This is a genomic window from Belliella kenyensis, assembly GCF_022549675.1.
Lineage (GTDB): Bacteria > Bacteroidota > Bacteroidia > Cytophagales > Cyclobacteriaceae > Belliella > Belliella kenyensis.
Map to the genome: position 1 here is coordinate 25303 of NZ_JAKZGR010000008.1, position 26527 is coordinate 51829.

Here is a 26527-nt window from a genome sequence, read left to right on the forward strand (position 1 = left end):
AAAAAGACATTGAATCTAATCTACCGCTCATCTTTTTCCGAACTATTTTCAGAATGGGAGTTAGCACCTTGTTGATTCAGGTTGCTAAGACGTCGCAGGGCCCTTCCCTCGGTCTTTCTCGATAAGCAACTTCAAAGTTACAGTCTATTCTTTAATTTTAGTATTATTTTTAAAAAATCTTTCAAACCTAAGTGCAATTGCTAAGAAAATGCCTTAGATGATTCGCTAAAAAATCAAATTATGGCCGAATTCCTACTGTGAAGTGTAAGTAGGAATTACCCATGTATTGGTACATGGGTATGTCTGCAAGCTTATACCTCCCTAATGGCACTTCATAGCCTCCATGCACTGAAAAAATCAAGTTAAACATATTCGTCTTCGAAAGGGGCAATCCATAAGCAATGTATAACTCAGGCTTACCCATTAATCCTCTAGCGCGCAATTGACCGTCAAAATCTGGCTCTTCAAACAATCGTGGAAAATCTGGCTTAGAGTCATTGGATAGTGTGTATCTTAAATTACCATACCCTAATCCAGTCAGGGCTCCTATTTCCACATTTCTCCTGTCATAAAATTTGTATCCGGCATTTCCATACAACCGGACACTATTGAGTGTGTGCGAATAGGTATCATCTGCTTTTCCATTCAATCCCAAATTATATACATCCATTCCATAAAGCCAGCCTTTACTATCACCTAGAATCTTTAATCCCCAATTATTGGGTCTTCCATCAAAGCCGCTGTAACCATTGGATTCCAAGGCTTCATTTAGTCTATTGGGTGCCGTAAAATGAAAACCAGTCAAAAGCTGGGCTGAAATTGAAGCATCTCTGTAGAAGAAGTTTCTATCTGGGAGTGATATCCCAGCACCTACCCTGATGAATGCTCCACTTTGAATATTTCCAAACTTGACACCATTCAAATCCCAAGCTTCTTCAAAAGGACTAAAGGAGTAGCCGAATTTGGTCATGATCTCTAATACTTCTTCTCTTCCTGGAATATCCAGATCATAGCTCATTTGAAAACCTATTTCTGTCAAGAATCCTGAAAAATACCTTGAGCCTTTATGGATGTTTCCTTCTCTTAAGATATAGCCTTGTGCAGGATCACTCAAAAATTCCGAAATCCTGTCATTGGGTCTTTCTCTCAACATTTGAAAGTTCATAAAGCCTGTTCCTACAGACATGTAGTGAATAAACTGAAATCTTCCCTCTTCCGTCAAAGCATAGCCTACATTGATCATGGCTCTGGTGGTTCTATAATCAATATCATAATCATAGAAGGTAGATTTTCTGCCCGCATTTTGGAACAATTCCACCCCTAGAATGAAATCATTATACCTTGTCTGATAACCTAACCCAAGATTTGAATAGCCTTTTCGCATTGGAGAAAGGCCCTTTGAGGCCAGCATTTCATTGAAAAGCCTCAGGTTGGCACCTGTATAGCCTTGGGTGAAATATAAGGTGGATCTATTTCCTTCATTTTTTTGTCCTACTGCTACGGTAGCTATCAAAAAGACGCAGATGAAAAGTAGTTTTCTCATAGTTGGCTAATATCCTCCAAAATTAAACCAAATCCTTCAATTGGAAAGACCATTTTTGATCAAAGCTTGAGGTATTTGATGATTTTGGTGTATAAATTATCTGGATTGAAAGGTTTTGATATAAAATCATTCATACCTATACCTTCTAATTGATCTTTCACTTCAAGCAAAGATGATGCTGTCAATGCTATAATTGGCAAATTTCTCACCTCTTCTTTTGGGTGGTTTCTTATAAACTGACCTACTTCGAATCCATCCATCTCGGGCATTTGCAAGTCAAGTAGTATCAAATCAAATTTTTGGCGCTCTAGTGCTTCTACTGCCTCCACTCCATCATTGGCGATGACTATGTTAGTTACACCCCATTTGGTCAGAAATTTTTTAATCATGATCTGATTGACTAAGTTATCTTCAGCTACTAGTACCTCGACATGAGACAGGTCTATATTGTCTATTGCTGAAACTTCCTGATTCATTTTTACCTGCATAGCACTAGGTTTTTCCAGATCCAATTCAAACCTAAACAAGGTACCTCCATTCTCCTGTCGCTCGACTAGGATATCTCCACCAAAAAGTCCTACTAGACGCTTAACGATAGCCAATCCCAAGCCTGTCCCTCCGTACTTTCGCGTTGTAGCAGCACTTGCCTGAGTAAATGCTTCAAAAATGGAATGCAACTTCTCCTCAGGGATACCAATACCACTATCCTCAAATTCAAATTTTATCCTAACTTTTGTCTCACTTTCGTAAATATTGGTCAGTTTTATCTTTACAAATCCACTTTCTGTAAATTTGATAGCATTAGAAATCAAATTATTTGCTACTTGAGATAAGCGTACAGGATCACTCATTACAATTTTGGGCAGATTACAATCTACCTCGAATCGAACATCCAAATTTTTCTCCCTTACTTGATAGCTATAGGAATGAATGATTCTGTTGAACAATAGTCTGAGATCAAAAGCGACTTTTTCTAGTTCCACTTTACCAGAATCGATTTTGGTATAATCCAAAATATCATTGATAAGCCCGAGCAGATTCTCAGCTGAAAATTGTAAAGTCTTGAGATTTTCCAATTGATCAGGTCTTGGCTGATCTTCGATGAGCAAGTGAGCCATGCCTATTACAGCATTCATTGGAGTGCGGATTTCATGGCTCATAATGGAAAGAAATTGTGACTTGATTGTCAGGGCTTGTTCTGCTTTTTCTTTGGCTAGATAGAGATCATACTGTGTGTTTTTCAACTTGGTAATATCTCTGGCTATCCCTGTATATTGCTTTATATTACCATGCTCGTCTTTGATCAATCGTCCGTTCGAACTCATGATTCTGAAGGTTCCATCTTTGTGCTTTAGCTTGTACTCAATATATTGGTTGGCTTCAAAAAAATCAGTCGCATGGGTTTCAAGTAATCCAACAAAAATTTTTCTATCATCTTCATGTAAGAAATTAATTAGGTTATCCCCTATCACTTCATGAGCTTCAAAACCCAAGAATTGCTTGACATTAGGAGATACATAAATAAGTGTCATATCTATGCCTACCGAAAAAATAATCTCTGTCGACTCCTCAACCAAAGTACGGTATTTCTCCTCACTTGCACGCAGTCTCTCTTTCGCCTCATACTCTACATTGATATCTCGAATAATACCAAGAGCATATTCTACTTCTCCGTCATGTATAATGGGCCTTACGGTCATTTCATAGACACGGTCTCTGAACTTTATGTTTTTCTGAGTGAAAGTTCGATCCTTTAAGCTGCTCTCTACGGCTATTTTGATCTCATCAAGATTATGTACATGCACTTCCTCTACGCTCTTATTCTCAAAATCACCAGATGTCATGTTCCACTTTCTGAAATTCGTCCCTTCTGCCACTACATAAGTCAAATTCCTATCTATCAAGAATACACTAGTAAGGGGTATATTTGCTGCAAGCACTCTGTATTGTTGCTTTGCTCTAAGGATTTCTTCTCTATCTCTTTTTCTATCAGTCACATCTTGAATTACTCCCTCATGTAAGACTATCTGACCAAAATGATCAAATACTTCTCTGGTTTTGTCTTCTACCCATCTGTAAGTTCCATCTTTTTTTCTGATACGATACTCTCCTGAATAAGCCGGGACTCCTCTCTTATCTTTTTTTGCATAGTGATAGTGAATCAGCTCCTCTGCATCATCTGGATGAATTATATCTAAAATACTTGCTTTGCTCGCCAAAAGCTTCTTTGCACTGTAACCAAATTGATGAATATTTTCAGTGATATATAAAATCCTAAAATGATCATTGGGGTCTAAAGTAAATAGCACCGAAGAACTATTTTCTATGATCATCTTTGCCTTCTTCGCCAAGTCTTTTTGATGATTGATTTGGGATAAATTCCTCATCACAAAGGTATAGCCAACAACCTCATTTTGATCATTATGAAAAACTTTCATATATAGTTCAATAGGTATAGAGTTACCTAATGAATTTACAACCACTATCTCCCGCTTTATTTCCTCTACATTGACCAATTCATCCAGTTCCTCTTGTATCTCAAATTTTTGATGGGTATTGAAATCAAACAAATCGAAGATTTTACATCCTAGAGTGCTTTTCAGATCAACGCCCGATTCTTTATACCCTGCATCATTCATATACAAAACATTAAGTGCAGTGTCTGTGACAACTATAGAATCTTTTATTTGTGCCAAAATCTGAGATTGCATTTTCAGATCTCTTTTGATTTGCTTACTTTTCAAAGCTCCTGAAAACACATCTGCCAATTGTGTGAGAATGTAGATATCTCCATCTCCCCAGTTTCTTATCCTGCCTACAGAATCCAGCCCGAAGAATCCAATCAATTTCAGCTCAGACATAATCGGAATCAATATCACAGAATCGATACTTTGCTTCTGAAAAATGCTTCGCTCTACAGCGTACTTATCTTCCATTTTGGATACGTCAGGAATCAAAAACACTTGTCCATTTCTCAAAACCTGAACTGACATAAACTCATCGCTAATCTGGAGTTGTCTGACAAAATCAATCTGTGGCTCTATATCCATTCGAACCCATTCATATCCTTTATCAATTTCAAAGCTTGACTCTTGAAATAAAAATATATAAGCTCTATCTACTTTTTCAAACTCACCTAACAAAGTCAAAGATTCATTAAAAACATCATCCAGCTGTTCAAATGATGCATTGACAATTTTTTTTGAAATTTTATTGATCAGCAATTCCCATTCAAAAGGATCATTTCCATCCACTCCCTTTGACTTTACTTCAGAATTGTCAGAAAGGAGTATCCCTTTCAGAAAGAGTAGATCTTCATTTGTTGATTCATCAACTAGTTTGGCAAATTGCCATTTATAATTTCGAGTAAATCCTGATAAATCTACAAGAGGTCGGATAATTTCCATTTGCGGTAATTCTCCTTTGCGAAAAAAATCGTTAATTTCTGTTTCAATACCGTCATTTAGTAAAAACTCATAGAAATTATTGAAGTCTATTTTAAATTTCTCTTTAAAATACCGATTCAAATATATAATCTCTTCTTTGGCAAAGATCAAAATGGGCTCTTTGATTTGATCAAATACACCCATTAAGGCCACCTGTGATAGATCGTCCATGAACACTTATAATTTAAAATTCGGATAGATTTTGGGATGATTAGCTTTGAGCCAACTAAACTACGACAATTCCTTTAAAACTAAATTGAAACCAAAATTAAAATAATGAATAACTACTCAAAATCAATCATTCTGATTCTATTCCTGCTTGTGCATCAAGTCATGGCACAAAAGGAAGAGCTAATTCAGCTTACCGATCTCACCAAGATAGTCACCACCTCATCACATCAAATCACGCCTGATGGCGAGCAAGTGATTTTTGTTAAAAACTTCATTGAAGACAAAGGCAAAGAACAATATGCCTATAAAAGTCAAGTATTTATAAGTAATGTGACTGGCGATGCTGAGATCCGTCCTTTGACTTCTTCTGAATACAATGTGTCTTCCTTTGCACTTTCTCCAGACGGAAAAAGCCTAGCTTACACCAAGGCTAAAGATGGAAAAGCCCAAATTTGGATTTTACCCATGGGCGGTGGAGAAAGCTATGTCCTAACAAATGATAAAAATGGCGCAAGTAATCCACAATGGTCTCCAGATGGTAAAAAAATTCTATTTTCAAGTACATTACCCCTTTGGGCAATAGATGGAAGGCCAGATTGGGAGCACCAAAGACCAGGAAGGACTTATGGAGATGAACCGAATTATAAAGCAATCAATGCTGGTATAGGTGCTGAAGAAATCAAACCTAATCCCGATGGAAACTTGGAAGAGCTTCGTGCTTGGCTAGCTAAAAATGCAGCCAAAAATGACCCAAAAGTCATTGATAGGCTAAATTTCCTTGGAGAAAGAGACCTTAGTCCAGACCTATACTTTTCTCATCTAGGCATCTATGACTTTGACACCAAAACCTCCGAGGTGCTTACTCAAGGATTTCAAAGCTACTTCGGTGCTACATGGTCACCAGATGGGAGCTACATTCTTGCTTCTTCTTTGAAAAATGAAGAACACCCAGATTTGACTTCCCATACTGAGATTTGGAAAATCGACACCAAAACAAAAGCTTCGCAAGTTTTTTTCAAACTTGAAAATCACAGAGTAGGTAATCCGAAATTTTCTCCTGATGGCAAATGGATACTAATCAACGGACAGAACATAGAAGAACCAAGCTATAATCAAAGCATGATTGGACTTATCAAACCTGATGGCTCTGGTTTCAAGTGGCTTACAGAATCTTTGGATAGAAGTATCTCTAGCGGCGAGTGGACACCCGATAGTCAATCCATATATTTCACTGGAGGTAACCAAGGAGGCAACTCTCTTTGGAAGGTAAGTATCAGCAATGGTAAAATTGACCCTATCATCACAGGCCCAGTAGGAATTGGCAATTTGAATATTGTAGGTCAAAAAATGGTCTATTCTCTCGTAAAAATTGAAAACCCATCTGAATTCTACATCTCAGATTTGGGTAACAAATCTCCAAAACAAATCAGTAAATTCAACGAAGACTGGCTGGCTGGAAAGAAAATCTCCAAACCTATCGCTCACCAAATCGAAACCAAAGATGGCTATACAGTAGACTACTGGGTAATGTCGCCTGTCGATGCTAAAGAAGGTTCCAAATATCCTACCGTACTTCAAATGCACGGTGGCCCTTCAGCAATGTGGGGACCAGGAGAAGGCTCCATGTGGCATGAGTATCAAGTAATGACTGCTATGGGATATGGCGTAGTATATGCCAACCCAAGAGGAAGTGGCGGCTATGGAAAAGCTTTTCAAAAAGGAAATTATCGTGACTGGGGTGATGGACCTTCTTCGGACGTTTTGGGATCATTAGATGATGCAGCCAGTAGATATTCGTGGATAGATCAGGACCAATATTTCCTTACAGGAGGATCTTATGCTGGCTACCTGACAGCATGGATTGTCGGGCATGATCATAGATTCAAAGCTGCTTTTTCTCAAAGAGGTGTATATGAACTCACCTTTTTCTTGGGAGAAGGAAATGCATGGAGACTAGTACCTAATCACTTTGGATATCCATGGGAAGATGGAGTAAAAGAGATCATGGATTACAATAGTCCTCAAACCTACGTTCAAAACATCCAAACCCCACTACTTATCAAACATGGTGATGTCGACTATAGGACAGGTGTAAGGCAATCTGAGCTTTTGTATAAAAGTCTCAAGATTCTAGGAAAACCGGTAGAATATGTAAGGTATCCAGAGGAAGGTCATGAACTATCCCGGTCAGGGGCTATTCATAGACGAATCGACAGAATCGGTAGAATAATGGAATTCTTTGAAAGGTACGTGGCTCATCCATAACTGCTAAAAAATTGAAAAATGAATAAAAAAATAATATACTTTCTCTTCGTATTATTCATCATATTCGAAGCCAGAGCACAAGAAAATACTAAGCCAAAAGCCATGCAGTGGAAAGATATCCCTGCATGGAAATCAATATCCACTGCTTCATTCAAAATTTCCCCCGATGGGAAATGGGTGGCTTACGGTATCCTTCCTGTAGAAGGAGATGGAGAACTCATCATTCAAAATACCAGCGATTCTTCTGATAAAAAGTCCTACAGCATAGGTTCTACCAATATGCCCAATGTGGCATTCAGTGAAGACAGTAAGTATGTAGCATTCAAAGAGTATCCTAAGGATAAAGAGAAGAAAGCGAACAAAGGTAGACCTCTCCCTGAAAAAGTAATTTTACTAGAACTCCAAAATGGGAAAAAGAAGGAGTTTGAAAAAGTAGGCAGTTTTTCTTTCAACAACTTAGCATCCACACATTTGGCTTTGAACCTCACCAAAGAAGGTAATAGTGGTGATGCCAAAGGCTCTGACTTACTTTTGATTGATTTGAAAACTGGCAAAAAACAAAATGTAGGTAATGTCTCAGAGTTTTCATTTAACAAATCTGGAACTCATCTTGCCTATACCATAGATGCGGCTAATCAATCAGGAAATGGCGTGTATCTAATGAACTTAGCAAGCAACACAACCACCGTATTGGAAAGTGATGAAGCCACCTTCAAATCTATCAATTGGACAGATAAGGGTGATGCTTTTGCACTTCTAAAATTGGTGAAAGACAAAAAGTACAAACAAGAACATGGAAAACTCATTGGAGTAAAAAACATCAATAATCCGCAGCTTACCATTTATGACCCATCCAAAGACAGTGTGAATTTTTCTCAAAGCTACACTATCAGTCCCAATAGAAGACCTCAATGGTCCGAAGACTTAACGAGAATTTTCTACGGCATACATCCTTTGGTATTGGCCAAAAAAGAAGATGAAAAGACTGAAAAGAAAAGCGAAAATCAAGACTCCTTGAAACTAGTAGAATCCGAAAAACTGCGAAAAATACTAGCTGATACAACCATCAAGAGCATGGCTGATCTACAAAAAGCCATTGCTAAGTCAGACACTAGCAAGACTACTCCAACTGGAAAGCCTGGTGACTTGACCAAGCCCGATATGGCCATTTGGCACTGGCAAGATACGCGACTTCAGTCTAGACAACAGGTATTAGAGAATCAAGACAAGAACTACAGCTTCTGGGCGATGTACCAAGTGAGTACTGGTAAGCATACAATGCTTCAAGATAGTACCATGAAGGAGCTCACCATTTTGCCAAAAGAGAAATTTGCCCTTGGTGCTGACCAATCGGCCTATGAGCTAGACATAAACTTAGATGGTCAGAATTATAGAGACTTTTATATTGTCAATTTGAATACTGGCGAAAAAAATAACTTTCTCGAAAAATTCTATCTTCCCTCCTATGCATCATTTCCAAGATCATCTCCAGATGGATCTAAACTTATTTATGCATATGATGGAGATTTTTACATTTATGATTTAGAAAATAAAACCAACACTAATATCACTGAAAAGATTGAGGTCTCATTCGTCAATGAGGAAGATGACCACAATGTCATCAAGCCAATGCAAAATGCACTTGGCTGGAGCAATGATAGCAAATACATCTTGCTTCGAGATGGATGGGATGTCTGGCAAGTACCTGTTGATGGAAAAAGTCAAGCCCAAAACTTAACACAAAATGGCAGAAAGGAAGGCATAAGATATCAAACCAGGTATATCATCGATGAAGAAGAAAAAGGATATGACTGGAAGAAAAAACAGTACTTCAGGACTTATGGTGAAAACACCAAAAAAAGTGGAATAGCTTCAGTAGAACCAGGAAAAGCCGGTCTTAAAGCTGGTGTCCAATCATTGATATGGGAAGATGCAAACATCAATAGGCTTTCAAAAGCAAAATCAGCAGAAACCTATTACTATACCAAAGAGACATTTAATCAACCTACTTCATTCTACTTGACAAATGCTCAGCTAAACGAACACGACGCATTGACAGAAGGAAAGCTTAATGATGTAGATTATGCTTGGTCGAGTGGAGTCAAGTTGGTCGACTATGTTTCTGATAAAGGTGCCAAGCTACAAGGAGCCCTATTTTTACCAGCCAACTACGAAGAAGGTAAAAAGTACCCCACGATAGTTTACTATTACGAAAAACTTTCTCAGACGCTTCATAACTATAGCACGCCAGGATTCAGTGGTACTGGTTGGAATCCTAACATTTACACAAGCAATGGTTATGCAGTGTTTGTCCCAGACATCGTGTACACTATGGATGATCCGGGCATGTCTGCTGTATGGTGCGTGATTCCAGCTGTAAAAGAAGCTATCCAAACAGGCATCATTGATGAGAAAAACATCGGGATTCATGGACATTCTTGGGGAGGATATCAAACTTCATTCTTGATCACACAGACAGACATGTTCAAAGCTGCTGCTGCAGGTGCCCCATTGACAAACATGATCTCTATGTATGATTTGATCTACTGGAATACTGGAGGAGGAAACATGTCTATCTTCGAGTCTTCACAAGGTCGATTTACTGGTGGCCCATGGGAAAACTGGGATGCTTATCAAAGAAATTCACCAGTCTACCATGTAAAAAATGTGAAGACACCTTTGCTGATGCTTCACAATGACAAAGATGGTGCTGTGGATTTCACCCAAGGAATCGAATACTATAATGCCTTGAGAAGACTAAAAAAACCTGTCATTATGGTCCAATATAAAGGCGAAAATCATGGACTTTCTAAGCTAGAAAATAGAAAAGATTATAGTGTCCGAATGATGGAGTTTTTCGATCACTATTTGAAGGGTGAACAAGCTCCTGAATGGATCTCTAAAGGAGTAGACAAACTAAATCTTGAGGATCATCTTGATGCTAGAGTATTCGGTAATAACTAAACAATAAAAAACATAAATATAATTATTATTATATTTACCAATACTTTAAATACATTCACTTCAAAAAAATACCTAGAAGTAGGTATTTTTTAGTGAAATTTTTATCTACATATTTGGAATACTTTAAGGAGCAATTCCATAAAGTGTTTAAGTTTTAAGTGGGATCAATGTGATTCATAAAAAAAGTCTTTGCTAGTAGCGAAGACTTTTTTAATTTTTTGATTCCAAACTATGAAGATCTATTGCCAACCACCTCCCAATGCTCTATAAAGTTTTATTTTTGCTTGTATCTGACTCACTTGCAATTCTACCCTATCTATCTCAGCCTCCAAAGCTCTCTGCTGAGCGTTTGTGACATCTAGATAGTTTGCATAACCCACTGAAAACATGATATTTGAATTCTCTACAGATCGTTGTTGAACCTCTACTTCGGTTTCTTTGAGTCTAGATTGAGTATCAAATAGTTCGATGGCATTTACCAAGTCCAAAACTTCCAAATAGCTTTTGAATACCACCTGTTCATAATCTAGCATAGCAATTCTTTGATTGGCATTTGCTATTTCATATCCCATTCTGATACTATTTCTATTGAAAATAGGTGCCGAAAGTCCACTTCCAAGTTGAAATACAGTTGAAGCAGGATTGAAAAAGAGCTTTCCGAAATCAAATGCATTGAATCCTGCCATGCCGAACAAATTGAAGGATGGGAAAAATGCCGCCCTAGCCCCTGCAACATCTGCCTTACTTGCATACAATTCTAACTCCGCCCTCCTGATATCAGGTCTATTATTTATCAATTGAGAAGGCAACCCAACTTGTATCAACTTTTCTCCTATACTCACTTGATCCAATCTATCTCTCTGATGATCGAAATCATACACACCCAACAAACCCGAAAGCATCAATTCATATGAACGCTGCTCTCTTTTTCTTTGAACCAATTTGCCCTTTGAATTGATCAGTAAAGCTTCAAATTGATCTATTGCCAGCTGATTTTCTTTACCAGCTTCTTTCATTTCTTTGGCAAAATTGAATGCAACATTCTGGATCTGAATGTTTTTTTCTAAGATGCTCAATTCCTCATCAAGTCCTACTAACATGTAGTATACATTTGCCACCTCTGCTATCAACCAGGTTTTTACATGATTAGACATTTCCTCAGAAGCCATGAGACGTGCATAAGCGGCCTTTTTTCTATTGCGATATTTTCCCCATACATCTAATTCCCAATTGAATTCGGCACCTAACAAAAAATCTCTGTAAGGGTCAGGAATCATCTTGTCAGCAGGTACTGTTGGTGACAAGTTAGAGTCAGCATTTCCCACTCCATCCATGGTATACTCCCCAAATCGACGCGTCGATGCTCCTGCTATGGCATTGATTTCGGGTAATCCTCCCGCCTTTGCCATTCTAAAACTCGCCCTAGCTGCTCTTATACTTTCAAGGGTTTTTAGGTTATCTTGATTGTTTTCCAAAGCAGTTTGGATCAGATTCTTGAGGTTTTCATCTTCAAAATATTGCTTCCAGTGTACCAATCCTGCATTATTCAAGCTATCAGAATATGTTTCATTCACTTTTTCAAACTTCGAAGGGATGCCTAGATCTTCGCTTGCAGAGGTGATTTTGGATGGGCTACAACCTATCATCACCAATAGGACACTCAGGTTGATGGCTATTATGCTATATTTAATTTTCATTATACTTCTTTTTGATGGTCGATTACAATAGGATTTGGTCTAAATTTGGTCGCCATTGTTTCAAACACGACATATAATCCGGGAATCAGGAAGACACCTATCAAAGTACCTATGAGCATTCCGCCTGCTGCTGCGGTACCTATAGTCCTATTCCCAATAGCACCTGCACCAGAGGCTATGGTAAGAGGAATCAATCCACACACAAAGGCAAATGAAGTCATCAAAATAGGTCTCAATCTCTCCACTCCACCATTGATAGCACTTTGCAAAATAGATAAGCCCTTGGCCCTGTTCTGAATCGCAATCTCAATAATCAATATGGCGTTCTTTCCGAGTAAACCAATAAGCATGACCAAAGAAACCTGAGCGTAGATGTCATTTTCGAGTCCCATGATTTTCAAAAACAAGAAAGAACCAAAAATCCCAGCTGGTAAAGACAAAATCACTGGTAAAGGGAGAAAGTAACTCTCATATTGAGCTGCTAACAACAAATACACGAACAACAAACAGATCAAAAAGATATAGATTGCCTGATTACCTGATGCTATCTGCTCTCGTGTGATGCCAGACCAATCTGTATCAAAACCCCTCGGAAGTGTCTGACCTGCTACTTCTTCCACAGCCTTGATCGCATCTCCAGAAGAATACCCTGGAGCAGCGTCACCGCTGATCATGGCGGAAGTAAACATGTTGTAGCGAGACAATTGCTCTGGCCCATAGACTCTCTCTAGGCTGATAAAATTCGAGTATGGCACCATTTGACCTCGATCATTTTTGGCATACATACTCAAAATAGATTCAGGAGATGTCCTGTACTCAGGAGCTGCTTGTATCATCACCTTATACATCATTCCAAATCTGATAAAGTTTGAAGAGTAAAAGCTTCCCACATAGCTTTGAAGAGTTTCCATAGATTCATTTACCGATACACCAAGCTTAGCTGCTTTATCGTGGTCAACATGGATAATGTATTGAGGAAAATTAGGCTCAAAATTAGTGAAGACACCCTGAAGCTCTGGTCTCTCATTGAGTGCATCTACAAATGCCTGAGAGGTCTCCGCCATCACCTCCAAACTTCCACCTGTACGATCTTGAAGCCTCAGCTCAAAACCAGAAGCATTTCCAAATCCTGGCACAGGAGGAGGTGAGAAAAACTGAACATCCGCACCTTTGATATGAGCGACCCTTTCTTGATAGTCTTCAATGAGCTCATTTACATTTTTATCCCTATCTCCCCAGTTTACAAGGTTGATCATGCCCATACCGTAAGATGCGCCAGCAGTCTCAGTGAGCAAAGAGTATCCAGCTAAGGTAGATATAGTCTCCACTTCTTCTAATGGCAATAGACTAGCTTGAACTTGATCCATAACCACACTGGTACGCTCTACTGTTGCCCCTGGAGGTGTAGTCACATTGACATAGATCATCCCTTGATCCTCATTGGGAATAAATCCCCCAGGTACCATGGAGATACCTCCCGCTGTCAAGACAAAGAAAAGGATCAAAGCCCCAAAAGTAACCACCTTTCTTCCTGAGATATTATTTAATACCCAGGAATATTTCGTACTCAAAGCATCGTATTTTTTATTGAAATTGAAGAAAAACCTTTGTAACAAGCCTTTTTTCGGATCATGATCGATATCATTTGGCTTCAACAAGAGTGCGCATAAGGCTGGTGAAAGTGTGAGTGCATTGATACCAGATATCACAATAGCTATGGCCAAAGTAAGTGAGAATTGTCTATAAAATATCCCTACAGGACCCGAGAGGAAACTTACAGGTATAAATACCGCTGACATCACCAAGGTGATTGCTACAATGGCACCACCTATCTCTTTCATTGCCTCCAGTGTCGCATCCAGAGCATTTAGCTTGAGGTCATGCATCTTTACGTGAACAGCTTCTACCACCACTATGGCATTATCCACGACAATACCAATAGCCAACACCAAGGCAAACAAAGTCAGCAAGTTGATCGAGAAACCGAACATTTGCATAAATGCAAAAGTCCCGATCAATGATACTGGTACGGCTATCGCAGGTATCAATGTAGATCGGAAATCTTGCAAGAAAATGAATACAACAATAGATACTAAGATAAATGCCTCGACCAAGGTCTTTACAACTTCTGATATAGAAGCATCAAGAAATCTGGAAACATCGTAGGAATAATTGTACTCCATACCTGGAGGAAATGAACTATCCTGAAGCTCTTCCATTTTGGATTTGATATTGGCAATTACTTCTCGTGCATTGGAGCCAGGACGCTGCTTGATCATAATAGATGCAGATGGCCTTCCATCTGTCATAGAGACCATGTTGTAATCTTGAGAATCAAACGCAACTTCCGCTACATCCCGCAGCTTCAGTAGAGAGCCATCAGGCAATGCCTTTAGTGTGATATTTTCAAAATCAGAAACTTGATTAAACTTCCCTGTATACTTCAAGACATATTGTAGGGCCTGAGGATCTCTGTCTGATGAAATCCCAGATTTACCAGGTGCAGCTTCGACATTTTGATTTCTAATAGCTTCTGTAATATCTTGAGGACTCAAGTCATAAGCCACCAACCTATCAGGGTTCAACCAGACTCTCATGGCATAATCCCTTGATCCCATGATTTGCGCAAAACCTACGCCGTCTATCCTCTTCAATTCAGGAAGAATGTTTATGTCTGCAAAATTGTATACAAACTTCTCATCTTGTGTAGTGTCAGCAGTCATCAGATTGAGGTAGAGAAGCATGCTATTGACCTCTTTCTCTGTCTGCACCCCTGCTCGAATTACCTCCTCAGGAAGTTCATCTAGTACAGTGGCGACCCTATTTTGTACGTTTACAGCTGCTTGATCTGGATCCGTTCCCACTTCAAACACCACATTGATCAGCGTAATTCCATCATTGGTATTGACCGAAGTCATATAACTCATTCCTGGCACACCATTGATGGCTCGCTCCAGTGGTGTCGCCACGGCTTTGGACAATACTTCTGCGTTGGCTCCAGTATATTTTGCAGTCACAGTAACGGAAGGCGGTACGATCTCAGGGAATTGGGTGATGGGAAGTGAAGTCAAAGCCAACAATCCCAACAAAGTAATGAACACGGAAATAACGGTCGATAAAATCGGCCTTTTGATAAATAACTCAAACATGGCTCAAGACTTTATTAGGATTTTAGAGAATTGATCAAAGTGTCGTAAGCATCTTCTTCAGTCACTTCAAGTGGCTGGATCTCCATTCCATCTTTGAGTTGCTGAATACCTTCATATATGATCCTATCTCCCGGCTCAAAACTATCTGAGATATAATAGATACCAAAGCGCTGCATGGGCACAAAACTCCTTACTCGAACTTTGTTATTTTTATCCAAAATATACACGTAGCTATAATCCTGAATTTCAAAAGTGGATTGCTGTGGTATCAAAAAGATCCCTTCCAAAGTGCTATTCATTTGAATCTTACCACTAGCTCCATGCTTTATAAGTTGGTCAGGATTTGGAAATCTCACCCTAAAAGCAATGGATCCAGTTCCCTTTTCAAAGTCTGCTTCCATAGTTTCTAATTTACCTGGAAATCCGTACTGCTCCCCATCAGAAAGAATCAATGACACAGTATCATCAATCATTGCTGCCGTGTCAGTCTCAGCTTCAAGCTTATCACGCATGTACTTGAGATATTCGTTTTCGGTTACTTTATAGTAGGCAAAAACCTCAGTGATATCTGTGATATTTGTAAGTAAATCTCCAGCAGTCACCAAGCTTCCTGTCTTGTGAGGAATCCTATCTACAATACCATCGAAAGGCGCCTTGATAGTAGTATAGGACAAGCCTGTCTGCGCATTTTTTAGCATCGATTCAGCTTCAAGAATGGCTGATTGTGATACAGCATTTTTTGCTTTGGCTAGCTCAAGCTCGGAAGATGATATAATTTTCTTGTCCACCAATATCTTCAGTCTTTCTACTTCTAGGCTAGTGGATTTGGCCTCCGCTTTGGCTTGCATGAGTTTTGCATTAGCTGAATTGACCATTTCATTGAACTCATTGGAAGTCAACTTGAATAATGGCTGTCCTTTTTTGACATATTCACCCTCGTCTACATATATTCTGTCTACAAAGCCTTCTACTTTAGCCCTTACCTCTACAAATTGAACAGCTTGCAGATCACAGACATATGTTTTTGGAACTTCTATAGTCTTAGGATTCAGTTCCAATACAGGTACATTGGATAATATGAGATTTGCTTGATTCTTTCCACTACCAGATTGGCACGATGTGAAAGCGACAATAGTAAGAATTGATAAAATGTAGCTCAACTTATGAGAACCCACGTATGAGTAACCCACAAGGTATTTTGTTAAACCTTTTGGTTTCATGATTATTTGTAATGTAAATAGATTAGTGACCCCAGTTTTGTAGGGTGAGATTTGAAAGTTATTGGTAAGCTAAAAATACGGGACTAATCAGGGAGCATTGGAAGAGATGATCTTATCCAACAATACATTCAAATATGGGATAGAATCTTCAAAATCAAAGAAAAAAGTATGAACAAATTCAGTTTGTGGTGCAAGCTTAGGGACAAGGTAATCGAACACCTTGATCAATTCCATTCTTTGAACTTTATCTAGCTTTGAATTCGAAAGATTTCTGACTACGGACGTAGGGAAGTCCACGTAGTCAAATTCCACCTCATCTACAAATTCCCCAATGTAGACTGGCTCCTCTTCAACTTCAAAACCATCAAATACCGCTAAAGAAATGAAAAATACTGCCAACATTACAGCCAATAGTTGAATGTATAATTTGCAAATATTTCTCATTTTCATAATCATGACGCAAAAGTATGCATTTATTAGTCAAGTTTCGGATTTTTTTAAACCAAAGAATACAAAATAATTTTATGTACAATTTCATGGTTAAATAATCCTTACGACCTTTGATCAAATTTCATGCAAAAATCAAATAATGAAAAAAGACTTGAGAATTATATATATGGGTACTCCAGAATTTGCTGTACCTTCTCTAGAAATATTGGCCAAAAATGGTTGGAATGTCATCGCAGTGATCACTGCACCTGACAAGCCTAAAGGTAGAGGGCAAAAAATGATACCCTCAGCCGTAAAGGAATCTGCCTTAAGTCTTGGAATCCCCGTGCTTCAACCAACTAATCTCAAATCCCCAGAATTTCTGAATGAACTAAAATCCCTTCAAGCTGATATACAAGTAGTGGTCGCCTTCAGGATGCTTCCAGAAGTAGTTTGGAACATGCCTCCTAAGGGTACATTCAACCTGCATGCTTCCCTCCTCCCCAACTACAGAGGTGCAGCACCGATCAATTGGGCGATAATAAATGGTGAGAAAGAGACTGGTGTGACTACATTTTTCTTGAAACATGAAATAGATACTGGCAGCATCATTTTTCAAGAAAAAGAAGTGATCCATGATGATGATGATATAGGCACATTATATGAAAGACTCATGCAAAAAGGTTCTCAGTTGGTGCTAAAAACTATAGAAGCAGTAGCAAATGACAATGTTCACCCTACACCACAGAACGAATCAAATGCAATACATCATGCACCGAAAATCTTCAAAGAAACATGTGAGATCGATTGGAGCAAAGATGCATTTGCTATTCATAATTTGGTCAGGGGACTATCCCCGTACCCTGCCGCATGGACAACACTCCATGATAAAGTGTGTAAAATCTATAAAACAACCATCGGTGAAACTAAATCAACAAATAAAATCCCTGGAGAATTCGATTCAGATGGAAAAACATACTTAACATTCCAAACAGGCAAAGGCAGCATCGATATCTTAGAGCTACAACTAGAAGGGAAGAAAAGAATGAATATTGAGGACTTTCTCAGAGGGTACAAAATCACAGGATAAAAGCGTCAAAAATATAAATCATTGTCAATTTTAATCCCGAAAAACGATCTCTATTCTGTTTCTAAATACAACTTGATCTCATTGAAACAATTGTTAGTTGCATCTTCATTCAATTCGATACTATTTCATATTAGATGCTAATAGGAATGGAATAGATGATACCATGAGTTTTATAATATGATGTCACTAGCGGGGAAGGGCGTTAACATATCAATTTAAATTTCAAATTGGGAAGAGTAAGAAAATTTCGTAGTTCAAAAAGTTATCAATTTTTGCATTTCCTACAATAAGATTTTACATTTATACTTTACTAAAATCCAATTAGTTATGAAAAAACTTCTAAAGATTATTTTTGCTTCATTCATCCTATGCTCCTCCCTTCCTGCGGAGGCACAGCTCGGCAATAGGCTTAAGCAAGCTGCTACTAGGGGGCTAGGCAATGCCCTAGAAAAGAGAGTAGAAAAAGAAATGGAAAATGTAGCCCAGAGACAATTAGAAAAAGCATTTGAAAATATCTATGGACCAGATATGCCAAAAGGCGGAGGGTTCAATATGGAAAAAATCCTATCTGGGCTTTCAGCAGATGTGGAAACAGCAGAAGCATATCAGTTCAGTGGGTACTCCGTCATGGAAATCACAGCAGTCGATGAGAAAGGCAAATTACAAGACCCTTTCAGGATGAAAACTTATATAGACCAAAGTAGCCAAACGGTGGCGATGGAGTTCGAAAGTCAAGAGAAAAAGAAATCTTCAAAGACGATTATAATTTATGATATAGATAGAAATGCAAATATATTTTTACTAGAAGCAGATGGTCAAAAGAGCAGCATGGCATATTCATACGATTTTGAAAACATCACTGAAGAAGCTGATCTCAGCGAATGGGAAAAGGAACTGGATTCAAAAGACCTCAATTTTGAAAAAACTGGCAGATCAAAAGTCATTCATGGATATAATTGCGCAGAGTATATAATAGACTCTGAGGAAGGAAAAGCCACCTATTGGATCACAGATAGACCGATCATCGGTAGTGGTTCGTTTTGGGGAGAAAGCAATCCCCTGATGGGAAACAAGACCTATAGAGATAAAAACTCAAAGCTAGGAAATCTCCCTAATGGGCACATGATGGAGATGATCTTTGAGAGCAAAAAAGATCAATCAAAAAGTGAAATTAAAATCATAGAAATCAATGAGACATCATCTCAAAAATTTGAAATGAGTTCATACCCTAATCTATTCAAAACCACTCAAATGTAGCCGTTTAGCTATTCTTCATTAGCAAATACTTTATCCCAAAACTCAAGATTTTCTTTAACAATGAGTTTTGGGATCTTTTCCTTACAAGTTACGATTTTTGATTATCTAAAGGCAAAGCCACAGAATCAGCACAAAATTGATTTGACTTTTTGATTTTTTGCATTCAAAATCCTTGGTATCTTGTAGACTTATTCCAGACATTTATAAATTTGAAAATATCACTAATCGTAGCAAAAGCCGAGAACAATGTAATAGGCAGAGATAATCAATTGATATGGAAGCTATCAGATGATTTGAAATTATTCAAAAAACATACCACAGGACATCATATCATCATGGGAAGAAAAACCTATGAATCCATGGGGAAGCCACTCCCTAATCGAACCTCAATTGTAATCTCCAGAAACAATAATTATGAAGTACCAGCAGGTCACCACGTAGTCAATTCTCTTGAAAGTGCCATTCAGCTTTGTATAGGTAAACATTTGGATCAAGTATACATTATAGGTGGAGCCCAAATATATAAAGAAGCAATAGGTATTTGCGATGAGATGCTCATTACGGAGGTGGAGGCAAACCCGCAAGGAGATGCATTTTTTCCTGAGTTTAACAAAAAGGAATGGAAAGAAGTATATGATGAGGAGCATCGTAAGGATGAAAAAAATGAATTCGATTTCAAATTTGTCATCTACAAAAGAATGCATACAAAGGTAAAATGAATCAAATAAAAGCAGAAATAATAGCAATTGGAGACGAGTTGCTTTACGGTCAAATAATCGATACAAATAGCCATTGGATCAGTCAAGAGCTCACCAAGATAGGTGTAAGAGTGATACAGAGGACCACTGTAGGGGATCAAGAAGGATCTATTTTGAAGGCTTTTGAAGAAGCTGAAAAAAGGGCGGACATCATTTTAATGACTGGGGGACTAGGCCCAACCAATGATGATCTTACAAAACCACTTCTTGCAAAGTATTTTGAATGTGAAATAGCATTAGTTCCAGAGGCTTTGGAGGCGGTGAGGTCTTTTTTCGAAAAGCGAGGAAGGGAACTGACACCGTTGAATGAACTTCAAGCCCATCTCCCTACGAAGTGTACTTATGTTCCCAATGAGGTAGGCACGGCTCCAGGTATGTGGTTTGAGGAGCATGGAAAGCAGTGGATGTCTATGCCAGGAGTACCTCATGAAATGAAAAAGCTGATGGAAGACTTTGTCCTGCCAAAAATCAAAGCCACTCATAAGCTTCCTATTATTTACCATAAAGTTATCAAAACTGTAGGGATCGGAGAAAGTTGGTTGGCAGATTTGATAAAACATTGGGAAGCTGGTCTGCCAGATCATATTCGATTAGCTTATCTTCCGTCCCTTGGTCAGGTAAAATTGAGGCTCACTGCTTTTGGTGAGGATTATGATGAATTACAAGCGGATGTAGAAACACAAATTGACTTGGTCAAACCACTGATAGACAAATACATCTTCGGATACAATTCTGAAACATTGGAAGAGGCGGTAGGAAGGCTTTTGAAACAGAAAAATAAAAAACTAGCTTTGGCAGAAAGCTGCACTGGCGGATATATTTCACACATGATCACAAGTATACCGGGAAGTAGCAAATACTTTCAAGGAGGAGTCACGCCATATCACAATGAGTTCAAGACAAAGTTACTTTCAGTAGATCCAGAAATACTCAAAACTCATGGCGCTGTGAGTGAAGCTACGGTAGTCACTATGGCTCAAGAAGTCAGAAGTATGTTCAATGCTGATATAGGACTATCAAGCAGTGGAATAGCAGGCCCTGGAGGTGGTTGGAAAGAAAAACCTGTAGGCACTATATGGATAGCATGCTCAAATGGGGAAAAAACCATAAGCAAAAAACTACAACTGACACAAGACCGTATGCTAAATATTCAACTAACCGCAATTTCGGCCTTGAATCTTTTGCGATTAGTCCTTACAGACCAAACAGAATAAAAATATCGTATTTTGTCTTTGTAATACATAAAATAAAATTTAATTTTAAAACTCAGAAATAAACCCAATTAAATAATAAACTATTATGGCAACTGTAGAAATGGTAATGCCCAAAATGGGTGAAAGCATCATAGAAGGCACTATACTGAGCTGGCTTAAAAAGGAAGGGGATAAAATCGAACAAGATGAATCAGTGCTAGAAGTAGCTACTGACAAGGTGGACACCGAAGTTCCTGCGACCCATGAAGGCATCCTTCAAAAGATCTTGGTAAAAGAAGGGGACGTAGTAGCTGTAGGAACACCCATAGCCATCATCGAAACAGATGGTGGACAAGATTCTTTAGAAAAAAAGCCTACTGAAAAAGAAGCTGAAAAAACCAACAGAGAAGAGGTAATCGAAAGTGCCCCTGCTCATACAGAAACATTAATTTCTCAAGCTGATAGCAAACAGCTTGGTGGTGATAGCAGATTCTATTCTCCCCTAGTACTTAGCATAGCCAAGGAAGAGAATATTTCAAAAGAAGAATTAGCAAAAATCCCAGGGACAGGAAAAGAAGGAAGAGTTTCTAAAAACGACATGCTTTCTTATCTTAAAAACAGAGGAAAAGCCCAAGAAGGAAGTGAAGTAAAATCAATTGAAACACCACCGGCTCAAAAGATTGCTGTCAGTGTATCTGCTCATGACGAAATCATTGAGATGGACAGGATGAGGAAAATGATAGCACAGAGAATGGTGGATTCTAAAAGAATTTCACCACATGTCACTTCATTTGTAGAGGCAGATGTCACCAATATCGTGCTTTGGAGAAACAAAGTAAAAGATAGCTACAAGAAAAAAGAAGGAGAAGCGCTTACCTTTACTCCTTTCTTTGTTCATGCAGTCGCTAGAGCTATTAGAGATTTCCCGATGATCAATATTTCTGTAGATGGAGACAAGATCATTAAGAAAAAAGATATCAACATTGGTATAGCGGTGGCCTTACCTTCAGGCAACTTAATTGTTCCTAATATCAAAAATGCTGATCAATTTAACCTAACTGGACTATCTAAGAAAGTGAATGATCTAGCCAATAGAGCCAGAATCAATAAGCTTTCTCCTGATGAACTAGCGAATGGCACTTATACCATTTCCAATGTGGGTTCATTTGGAAACGTGATGGGTACTCCGATCATCATGCAACCTCAAGTGGCTATTCTAGCCGTCGGTGCTATTACGAAAAAACCTGCTGTAGTAGAAACGCCAACAGGAGATGTAATTGCTATCCGTCACAAAATGTTCTTATCCCATTCTTATGATCATAGGGTAGTAGACGGATCATTAGGTGGAATGTTTGTCAAAAGAGTGGCAGACTATCTTGAGGAGTTTGATTTGAATACAGAAGTTTAATACAAAAACTAAAGGCGGTATCAAAAGGTACCGCCTTTTGATTTAAGTTCATGGTGCTTTTTGATGGTAAGGGCTATCTCCATCACTTGCACAGGCTTAGTAAGGTATCCATTCATCCCTATAGAAATGGCGTTATTGATATCTTCATGAAAGGCATTGGCAGACAACCCTATAATAGGGACTTTAGATTTTTCTTCGAGTTTTCTAATTTGTGCAGTTGCCTCCAAACCATTCATTTTGGGCATTTGAATATCCATAAAGATCAAATCAAAATCACCCTCCTGAACTGCCATAACTCCTTCTAAACCATTTTTGGCAATGGTAATATCATACCCAAGTTCATTCATTAGCATTTTCATGAATTTCAAATTGGTCTCATTATCCTCCACCAAGAGAATGGACATAGGGTACTCATTTGCCATATTTATCCAATCAAAACCCTTTACTTCATCCTCTTTGAAATCCAAAGTCACTTCTTCTGACTGAACACGCTGCTGATCATTCCAGATAGTTCCAAACACACTGAAAGAAAAAGTAGAACCAACTCCTAGTTGACTTTCAATTTCCAACTCACCTCCCATTAGCATTATCAACTTTTCGGATATAGCTAGTCCCAGGCCAGTCCCTTTGTACTCGCGTGTATTACTGTTGTCAGCCTGAACAAATGGCATTTTAAGTGATTGTATTTTGTCATCTGAAATCCCAATCCCTGAATCCTTTATGGAAAAATTCAGCATAACATTCCGCTCCAAAAACATCTCTCCTGTAACCGACACAATGATATCTCCCCCATTTGGAGTGAACTTTATCGCATTTCCTATCAAGTTAAAAAGTATTTGTCCAAGTTTTAATTTATCCATTTGAACATATTTAGGGATAAATTGCTCGAACGAGTATCTTAGATGAATTTTCTTTTCTTCTATCAATCCATTGAAGATATTGAGAATTTTAAGAACCTCTTCCTTTAAATCAAATTTTGAGATATCAAGGCTCATCATTCCTGCTTCTATTTTGGAATAGTCTAGGATATCATTGATAATCGAAGTCAGCGCATTCCCAGAATCCCTGATTACCCTTAGGTACTTTACTTGTTGTTCATTCAAAGGCGTATTTTCCATTAAAGAAATGATGCCAAGTAGTCCATTCATCGGTGTTCTGATTTCGTGACTCATATTGGCCAAGAACTCAGTTTTCGCTTTATTTGCTTGTTCGGCTGCTTCCATAGCCTCTTGAAGACCTTTTTCCCAGAGTTTTTGACCAGTGACATTCCTTGCAAGTGATATTAGCCTTTCATCATCTAGCTTAAAAATCCTCATTTCAAAAATCTTCTTCCCACTCTGTCTCAATGTTTCAAACTCAAGCGTCACTAATTTACCCGTACTAATGACCGTCTCGAAACCCTTATGAAGGAGGTTTTCGACTGACTCAGGCAGTACTTCCGTCATTTTTTTACCCACTATGGTATGGAGAGGCGATGTAAATAGCAACTGATCTTGGACATAATAGTCCAAAATCTCACCCTCGTAATCACAAATTAGAATATTATCCGGAAGGCCTTGCATGATAGACTTCAACCTTTGGTTACTTCTGATCTGCTCCTGCTCTGCCAAATATTTATCATGTATATCTGTACAGATACCTACTATACCATTGAACCTTTTGGAATTGTCATAAACAAGCCTCTCAAAGACCCTAGCCCTAATCCAATCCCCATTTTTCTTTTGGAAGTTGAACTCAAAAGATATACTTTCTTTTTGCTCAGCTATAGCTTTATTTATCAATCTATCTAAATCCTCGAAATCCTCTTTGGAGAAGTAATTTCGATAGTTTTTGAGAAAATCGACTTGATCATATCCGAGGATTTGCACTACTTCGGAGCTCACTTCCGTCAATAATCGGTTGGCATCTTGAAAATAAATAAATCCTCTGGACTCCTGTAGCAGTAGATTTTGTTGCCGAAAGAGTTCAGATATTTTTTGAGAATTTTTTGATAAAGTTTGATTGGCTACTTCTGCATTTTTAATAAACCTAAACAAAGTCAAAATGACAATCAAAAGTAATACAACCAAGATCCCTAATAGGTACATGTAATTATCTATCACACCAGAGGTAATCACTGCCTTATCTTGAACAAAAATCACAGATAATGTATCTGTCAAAGGATATAAAGTAAAAGGATATTGATGAATCAATGCATCCATGGTTGATCCACTTTCGGAGATTTGGATACGACCTTGGTAGTTCCCTTTGAAACCTTGGCGGATATCATTATCAATCTCACTGTACAGCTTCGAATCTAAAGAAACATCATCGCTAGACAAGTAATCACTGATTCCAATTACTTTCCCATTAGCATAAAGCAATTTCTCCGAAGAAAGTCCAAGATAATAGTTACCTAATCGATTGTTGATAAATCTGTCTAGATCAATGATAGCTACTATGCTGACACTATTGATAGAATTTCCAAATACAATATGTCTAGAATCTTCCCAGAAAGGAATACTTCCTTGATCATGGAGCGTCTTTATAAAGTTATTTTTTGAATCAAAATGATAAGAAATCATCCTATCCGAAAAATTTATCACTAAGGTATCTACTATGTTACGATGATTGTTAAAAACCCTCCTGGTCCTTCCTTCGAGTGAGAGTTGTTCCTTCGATCCCTCCACATGGATATTTGGGTCTATGGTATTTACAAAAAACATCAAATCATCAAAAGTCATGGAAAACTGACTTTGAACATCTTTTGCAGCCAATTCGACTTGCTTACTGAGAAATTGATGCTTTGCTTTGACTTGGCTATCTGACAATGCCTCAAAAAAGTTGTAGGCTAAAAAAATTATTAAAAACACAACTATAAACCCAGCACCTACAAACCATCTATAAGCTTCACTGTAGGTTTTTGAATAAGCTGCTTGCGTGTCTTTTTTCATAAAGTTACATCTAATATGAGCCAACCAGTCCTGTCTAAGGGATAAGCTGTCACAACGATCTTTTCTCCACTTTTTTGTAAGCTATACTGATCACCGCCAGAAAGCATGAAGTGTGATATCATCTTGCGAACATCTTTGTCTTTACTTTTGAATAAATTATATTCTTCCAGTCGGAAATTATTAGAGGTAATTGTCTGAATGTAAGTATGATTTCTCAACGGTGGAAGATCAAGTGCTTCGATGGCCTTTGATTTCCCTGCGATTACTGTTCCTTTTTCATCTATTACGACTAGTTTTCTATCTGTTTTGTTTAGGTAATTTTCCAAAATCACATTGACAGAAATGTCAAATGCCATGACCATTTTCAAATCATCCTCTACATAGACGGGATTGAGTAATGAAATCACCCATCCTTGCCCTACAGGATCTATGTAAATATCTTTCACCCAAACAATCCCCTTCTCGGGATTATTTATTTCATCCGCCTCATAATAAAAATTGTAAGAAGTCACATTCAAATTCGGTTCTATCATGGTAGCTACGTCGTAGGGGGGATAAAGTCTATTGAACTGAACTTTACTATTAAAATATACCTGAGATATGACATTACTTTTGTCGACTACTCTGCGAAACTCACTATCCAAATCATTTGTCAAGAGCATCATTTCTCGCACTTCATTTTCGGAGACACTGGGTAGCTGAGGAAAATATAGTGTACATAAATCTGGATTATGATTAGGAGCCGAATTTGCGTAATGTCCCTCTTTGACATATTTATTTTCAAGTTCAGCTCTCTTGAGTACTTCTTCTTTGTTTTTATAGAGATCTTGAACCTTTTCACTTAGTCTTACTATCTCATCTTCCAATTCCTGAAAATCATAATCTATCAATGAGATAATAGCAACAACCTCTAGTGATTTGTTATCATTATCCTCTGGATTCTGATTTTTACAAGATTGAAACAGGGAACACAGTATGACTACCATGGGGATTAAGTATCTCAT

General features: G+C 38.2%; 15 protein-coding genes and 1 riboswitch. Of the genes, 7 read left to right on the plus strand and 8 right to left on the minus strand.

All coding sequences use genetic code 11. The features are described from left to right. Positions 1–24: 24 nt before the first annotated feature. Positions 25–128: riboswitch (SAM riboswitch) on the minus strand. Positions 129–238: 110 nt separating this feature from the next. Both MM214_RS09760 and MM214_RS09765 read right to left on the minus strand, forming a co-directional pair. After that, complete coding sequence (locus MM214_RS09760; RefSeq protein WP_241294802.1) at positions 239–1543, minus strand: hypothetical protein; 1305 nt, start codon at positions 1541–1543, stop codon at positions 239–241. Positions 1544–1602: 59 nt separating this feature from the next. Next, on the minus strand, positions 1603–5160 hold the full coding sequence (locus MM214_RS09765) for a PAS domain S-box protein (RefSeq protein WP_241294804.1): 3558 nt from the start codon (positions 5158–5160) through the stop codon (positions 1603–1605). A 105-nt stretch (positions 5161–5265) separates the two neighbouring features. Here MM214_RS09765 and MM214_RS09770 point away from each other — a divergent pair, with 105 nt between their 5' ends. Both MM214_RS09770 and MM214_RS09775 read left to right on the plus strand, forming a co-directional pair. After that, the gene (locus MM214_RS09770) at positions 5266–7425 is read left to right on the plus strand and encodes a S9 family peptidase (protein WP_241294806.1); all 2160 of its coding nucleotides are present in this window, start codon (positions 5266–5268) and stop codon (positions 7423–7425) included. A gap of 18 nt (positions 7426–7443) precedes the next feature. Beyond that, positions 7444–10389, plus strand: a complete 2946-nt coding sequence (locus MM214_RS09775; RefSeq protein ID WP_241294808.1) for a S9 family peptidase — start codon at positions 7444–7446, stop codon at positions 10387–10389. 239 nt (positions 10390–10628) lie between these two features. Here MM214_RS09775 and MM214_RS09780 read toward each other — a convergent pair whose 3' ends face one another. The 4 genes from MM214_RS09780 to MM214_RS09795 all read right to left on the minus strand — a co-directional run bounded on the left by MM214_RS09780 (position 10629) and on the right by MM214_RS09795 (position 16857). Beyond that, positions 10629–12086 (minus strand): TolC family protein, encoded by a 1458-nt coding sequence (locus tag MM214_RS09780; RefSeq protein ID WP_241294810.1) that lies wholly within the window; start codon positions 12084–12086, stop codon positions 10629–10631. Continuing rightward, on the minus strand, positions 12086–15235 hold the full coding sequence (locus MM214_RS09785) for an efflux RND transporter permease subunit (protein WP_241294812.1): 3150 nt from the start codon (positions 15233–15235) through the stop codon (positions 12086–12088). The genes MM214_RS09780 and MM214_RS09785 overlap by 1 nt, the downstream gene beginning before the upstream one ends. A 14-nt stretch (positions 15236–15249) precedes the next feature. Beyond that, positions 15250–16455 carry an efflux RND transporter periplasmic adaptor subunit gene (locus MM214_RS09790; RefSeq protein ID WP_241294817.1) on the minus strand — a complete coding sequence of 402 codons (1206 nt, stop codon included), beginning with the start codon at positions 16453–16455 and terminating at the stop codon, positions 15250–15252. Positions 16456–16542: 87 nt separating this feature from the next. After that, positions 16543–16857: a hypothetical protein gene (locus tag MM214_RS09795; protein WP_241294820.1), complete on the minus strand. Its 315-nt coding sequence runs from the start codon at positions 16855–16857 to the stop codon at positions 16543–16545. A 187-nt stretch (positions 16858–17044) separates the two neighbouring features. Between MM214_RS09795 and fmt the strand changes: the two genes are divergently transcribed. The 5 genes from fmt to MM214_RS09820 all read left to right on the plus strand — a co-directional run bounded on the left by fmt (position 17045) and on the right by MM214_RS09820 (position 22590). Next, positions 17045–17974: a methionyl-tRNA formyltransferase gene (fmt, locus tag MM214_RS09800; protein ID WP_241294823.1), complete on the plus strand. Its 930-nt coding sequence runs from the start codon at positions 17045–17047 to the stop codon at positions 17972–17974. Between the two features lie 327 nt (positions 17975–18301). Next, positions 18302–19231, plus strand: a complete 930-nt coding sequence (locus MM214_RS09805) for a DUF4412 domain-containing protein (RefSeq protein ID WP_241294825.1) — start codon at positions 18302–18304, stop codon at positions 19229–19231. A 209-nt stretch (positions 19232–19440) separates the two neighbouring features. Continuing rightward, a complete protein-coding gene (locus MM214_RS09810) occupies positions 19441–19950 on the plus strand; it encodes a dihydrofolate reductase (protein WP_241294827.1) in 510 nt (169 codons plus the stop codon). Beyond that, a complete protein-coding gene (locus MM214_RS09815) occupies positions 19947–21203 on the plus strand; it encodes a competence/damage-inducible protein A (RefSeq protein WP_241294829.1) in 1257 nt (418 codons plus the stop codon). The genes MM214_RS09810 and MM214_RS09815 overlap by 4 nt, the downstream gene beginning before the upstream one ends. An 85-nt stretch (positions 21204–21288) precedes the next feature. Beyond that, complete coding sequence (locus tag MM214_RS09820; protein WP_241294831.1) at positions 21289–22590, plus strand: dihydrolipoamide acetyltransferase family protein; 1302 nt, start codon at positions 21289–21291, stop codon at positions 22588–22590. 20 nt (positions 22591–22610) lie between these two features. Here the strand turns inward: MM214_RS09820 and MM214_RS09825 are convergent, their stop codons facing one another. Further along, positions 22611–25523 carry a response regulator gene (locus MM214_RS09825; RefSeq protein WP_241294833.1) on the minus strand — a complete coding sequence of 971 codons (2913 nt, stop codon included), beginning with the start codon at positions 25521–25523 and terminating at the stop codon, positions 22611–22613. Continuing rightward, positions 25520–26527 (minus strand): cache domain-containing protein, encoded by a 1008-nt coding sequence (locus MM214_RS09830; RefSeq protein WP_241294835.1) that lies wholly within the window; start codon positions 26525–26527, stop codon positions 25520–25522. The genes MM214_RS09825 and MM214_RS09830 overlap by 4 nt, the downstream gene beginning before the upstream one ends.

Excerpts from the sequence above, each read along its gene's own strand:
- MM214_RS09795 (WP_241294820.1), bottom strand. The coding sequence starts at position 16,857 with ATGTTGGCAGTATTTTTCATTTCTTTAGCGGTATTTGATGGTTTTGAA.
- MM214_RS09830 (WP_241294835.1), bottom strand. The coding sequence starts at position 26,527 with ATGAGATACTTAATCCCCATGGTAGTCATACTGTGTTCCCTGTTTCAA.
- MM214_RS09790 (WP_241294817.1), bottom strand. The coding sequence starts at position 16,455 with ATGAAACCAAAAGGTTTAACAAAATACCTTGTGGGTTACTCATACGTG.
- MM214_RS09820 (WP_241294831.1), top strand. The coding sequence starts at position 21,289 with ATGGCAACTGTAGAAATGGTAATGCCCAAAATGGGTGAAAGCATCATA.
- MM214_RS09780 (WP_241294810.1), bottom strand. The coding sequence starts at position 12,086 with ATGAAAATTAAATATAGCATAATAGCCATCAACCTGAGTGTCCTATTG.
- MM214_RS09775 (WP_241294808.1), top strand. The coding sequence starts at position 7,444 with ATGAATAAAAAAATAATATACTTTCTCTTCGTATTATTCATCATATTC.
- fmt (WP_241294823.1), top strand. The coding sequence starts at position 17,045 with ATGAAAAAAGACTTGAGAATTATATATATGGGTACTCCAGAATTTGCT.
- MM214_RS09785 (WP_241294812.1), bottom strand. The coding sequence starts at position 15,235 with ATGTTTGAGTTATTTATCAAAAGGCCGATTTTATCGACCGTTATTTCC.
- MM214_RS09825 (WP_241294833.1), bottom strand. The coding sequence starts at position 25,523 with ATGAAAAAAGACACGCAAGCAGCTTATTCAAAAACCTACAGTGAAGCT.
- MM214_RS09815 (WP_241294829.1), top strand. The coding sequence starts at position 19,947 with ATGAATCAAATAAAAGCAGAAATAATAGCAATTGGAGACGAGTTGCTT.
- MM214_RS09770 (WP_241294806.1), top strand. The coding sequence starts at position 5,266 with ATGAATAACTACTCAAAATCAATCATTCTGATTCTATTCCTGCTTGTG.
- MM214_RS09765 (WP_241294804.1), bottom strand. The coding sequence starts at position 5,160 with ATGGACGATCTATCACAGGTGGCCTTAATGGGTGTATTTGATCAAATC.
- MM214_RS09805 (WP_241294825.1), top strand. The coding sequence starts at position 18,302 with ATGAAAAAACTTCTAAAGATTATTTTTGCTTCATTCATCCTATGCTCC.
- MM214_RS09760 (WP_241294802.1), bottom strand. The coding sequence starts at position 1,543 with ATGAGAAAACTACTTTTCATCTGCGTCTTTTTGATAGCTACCGTAGCA.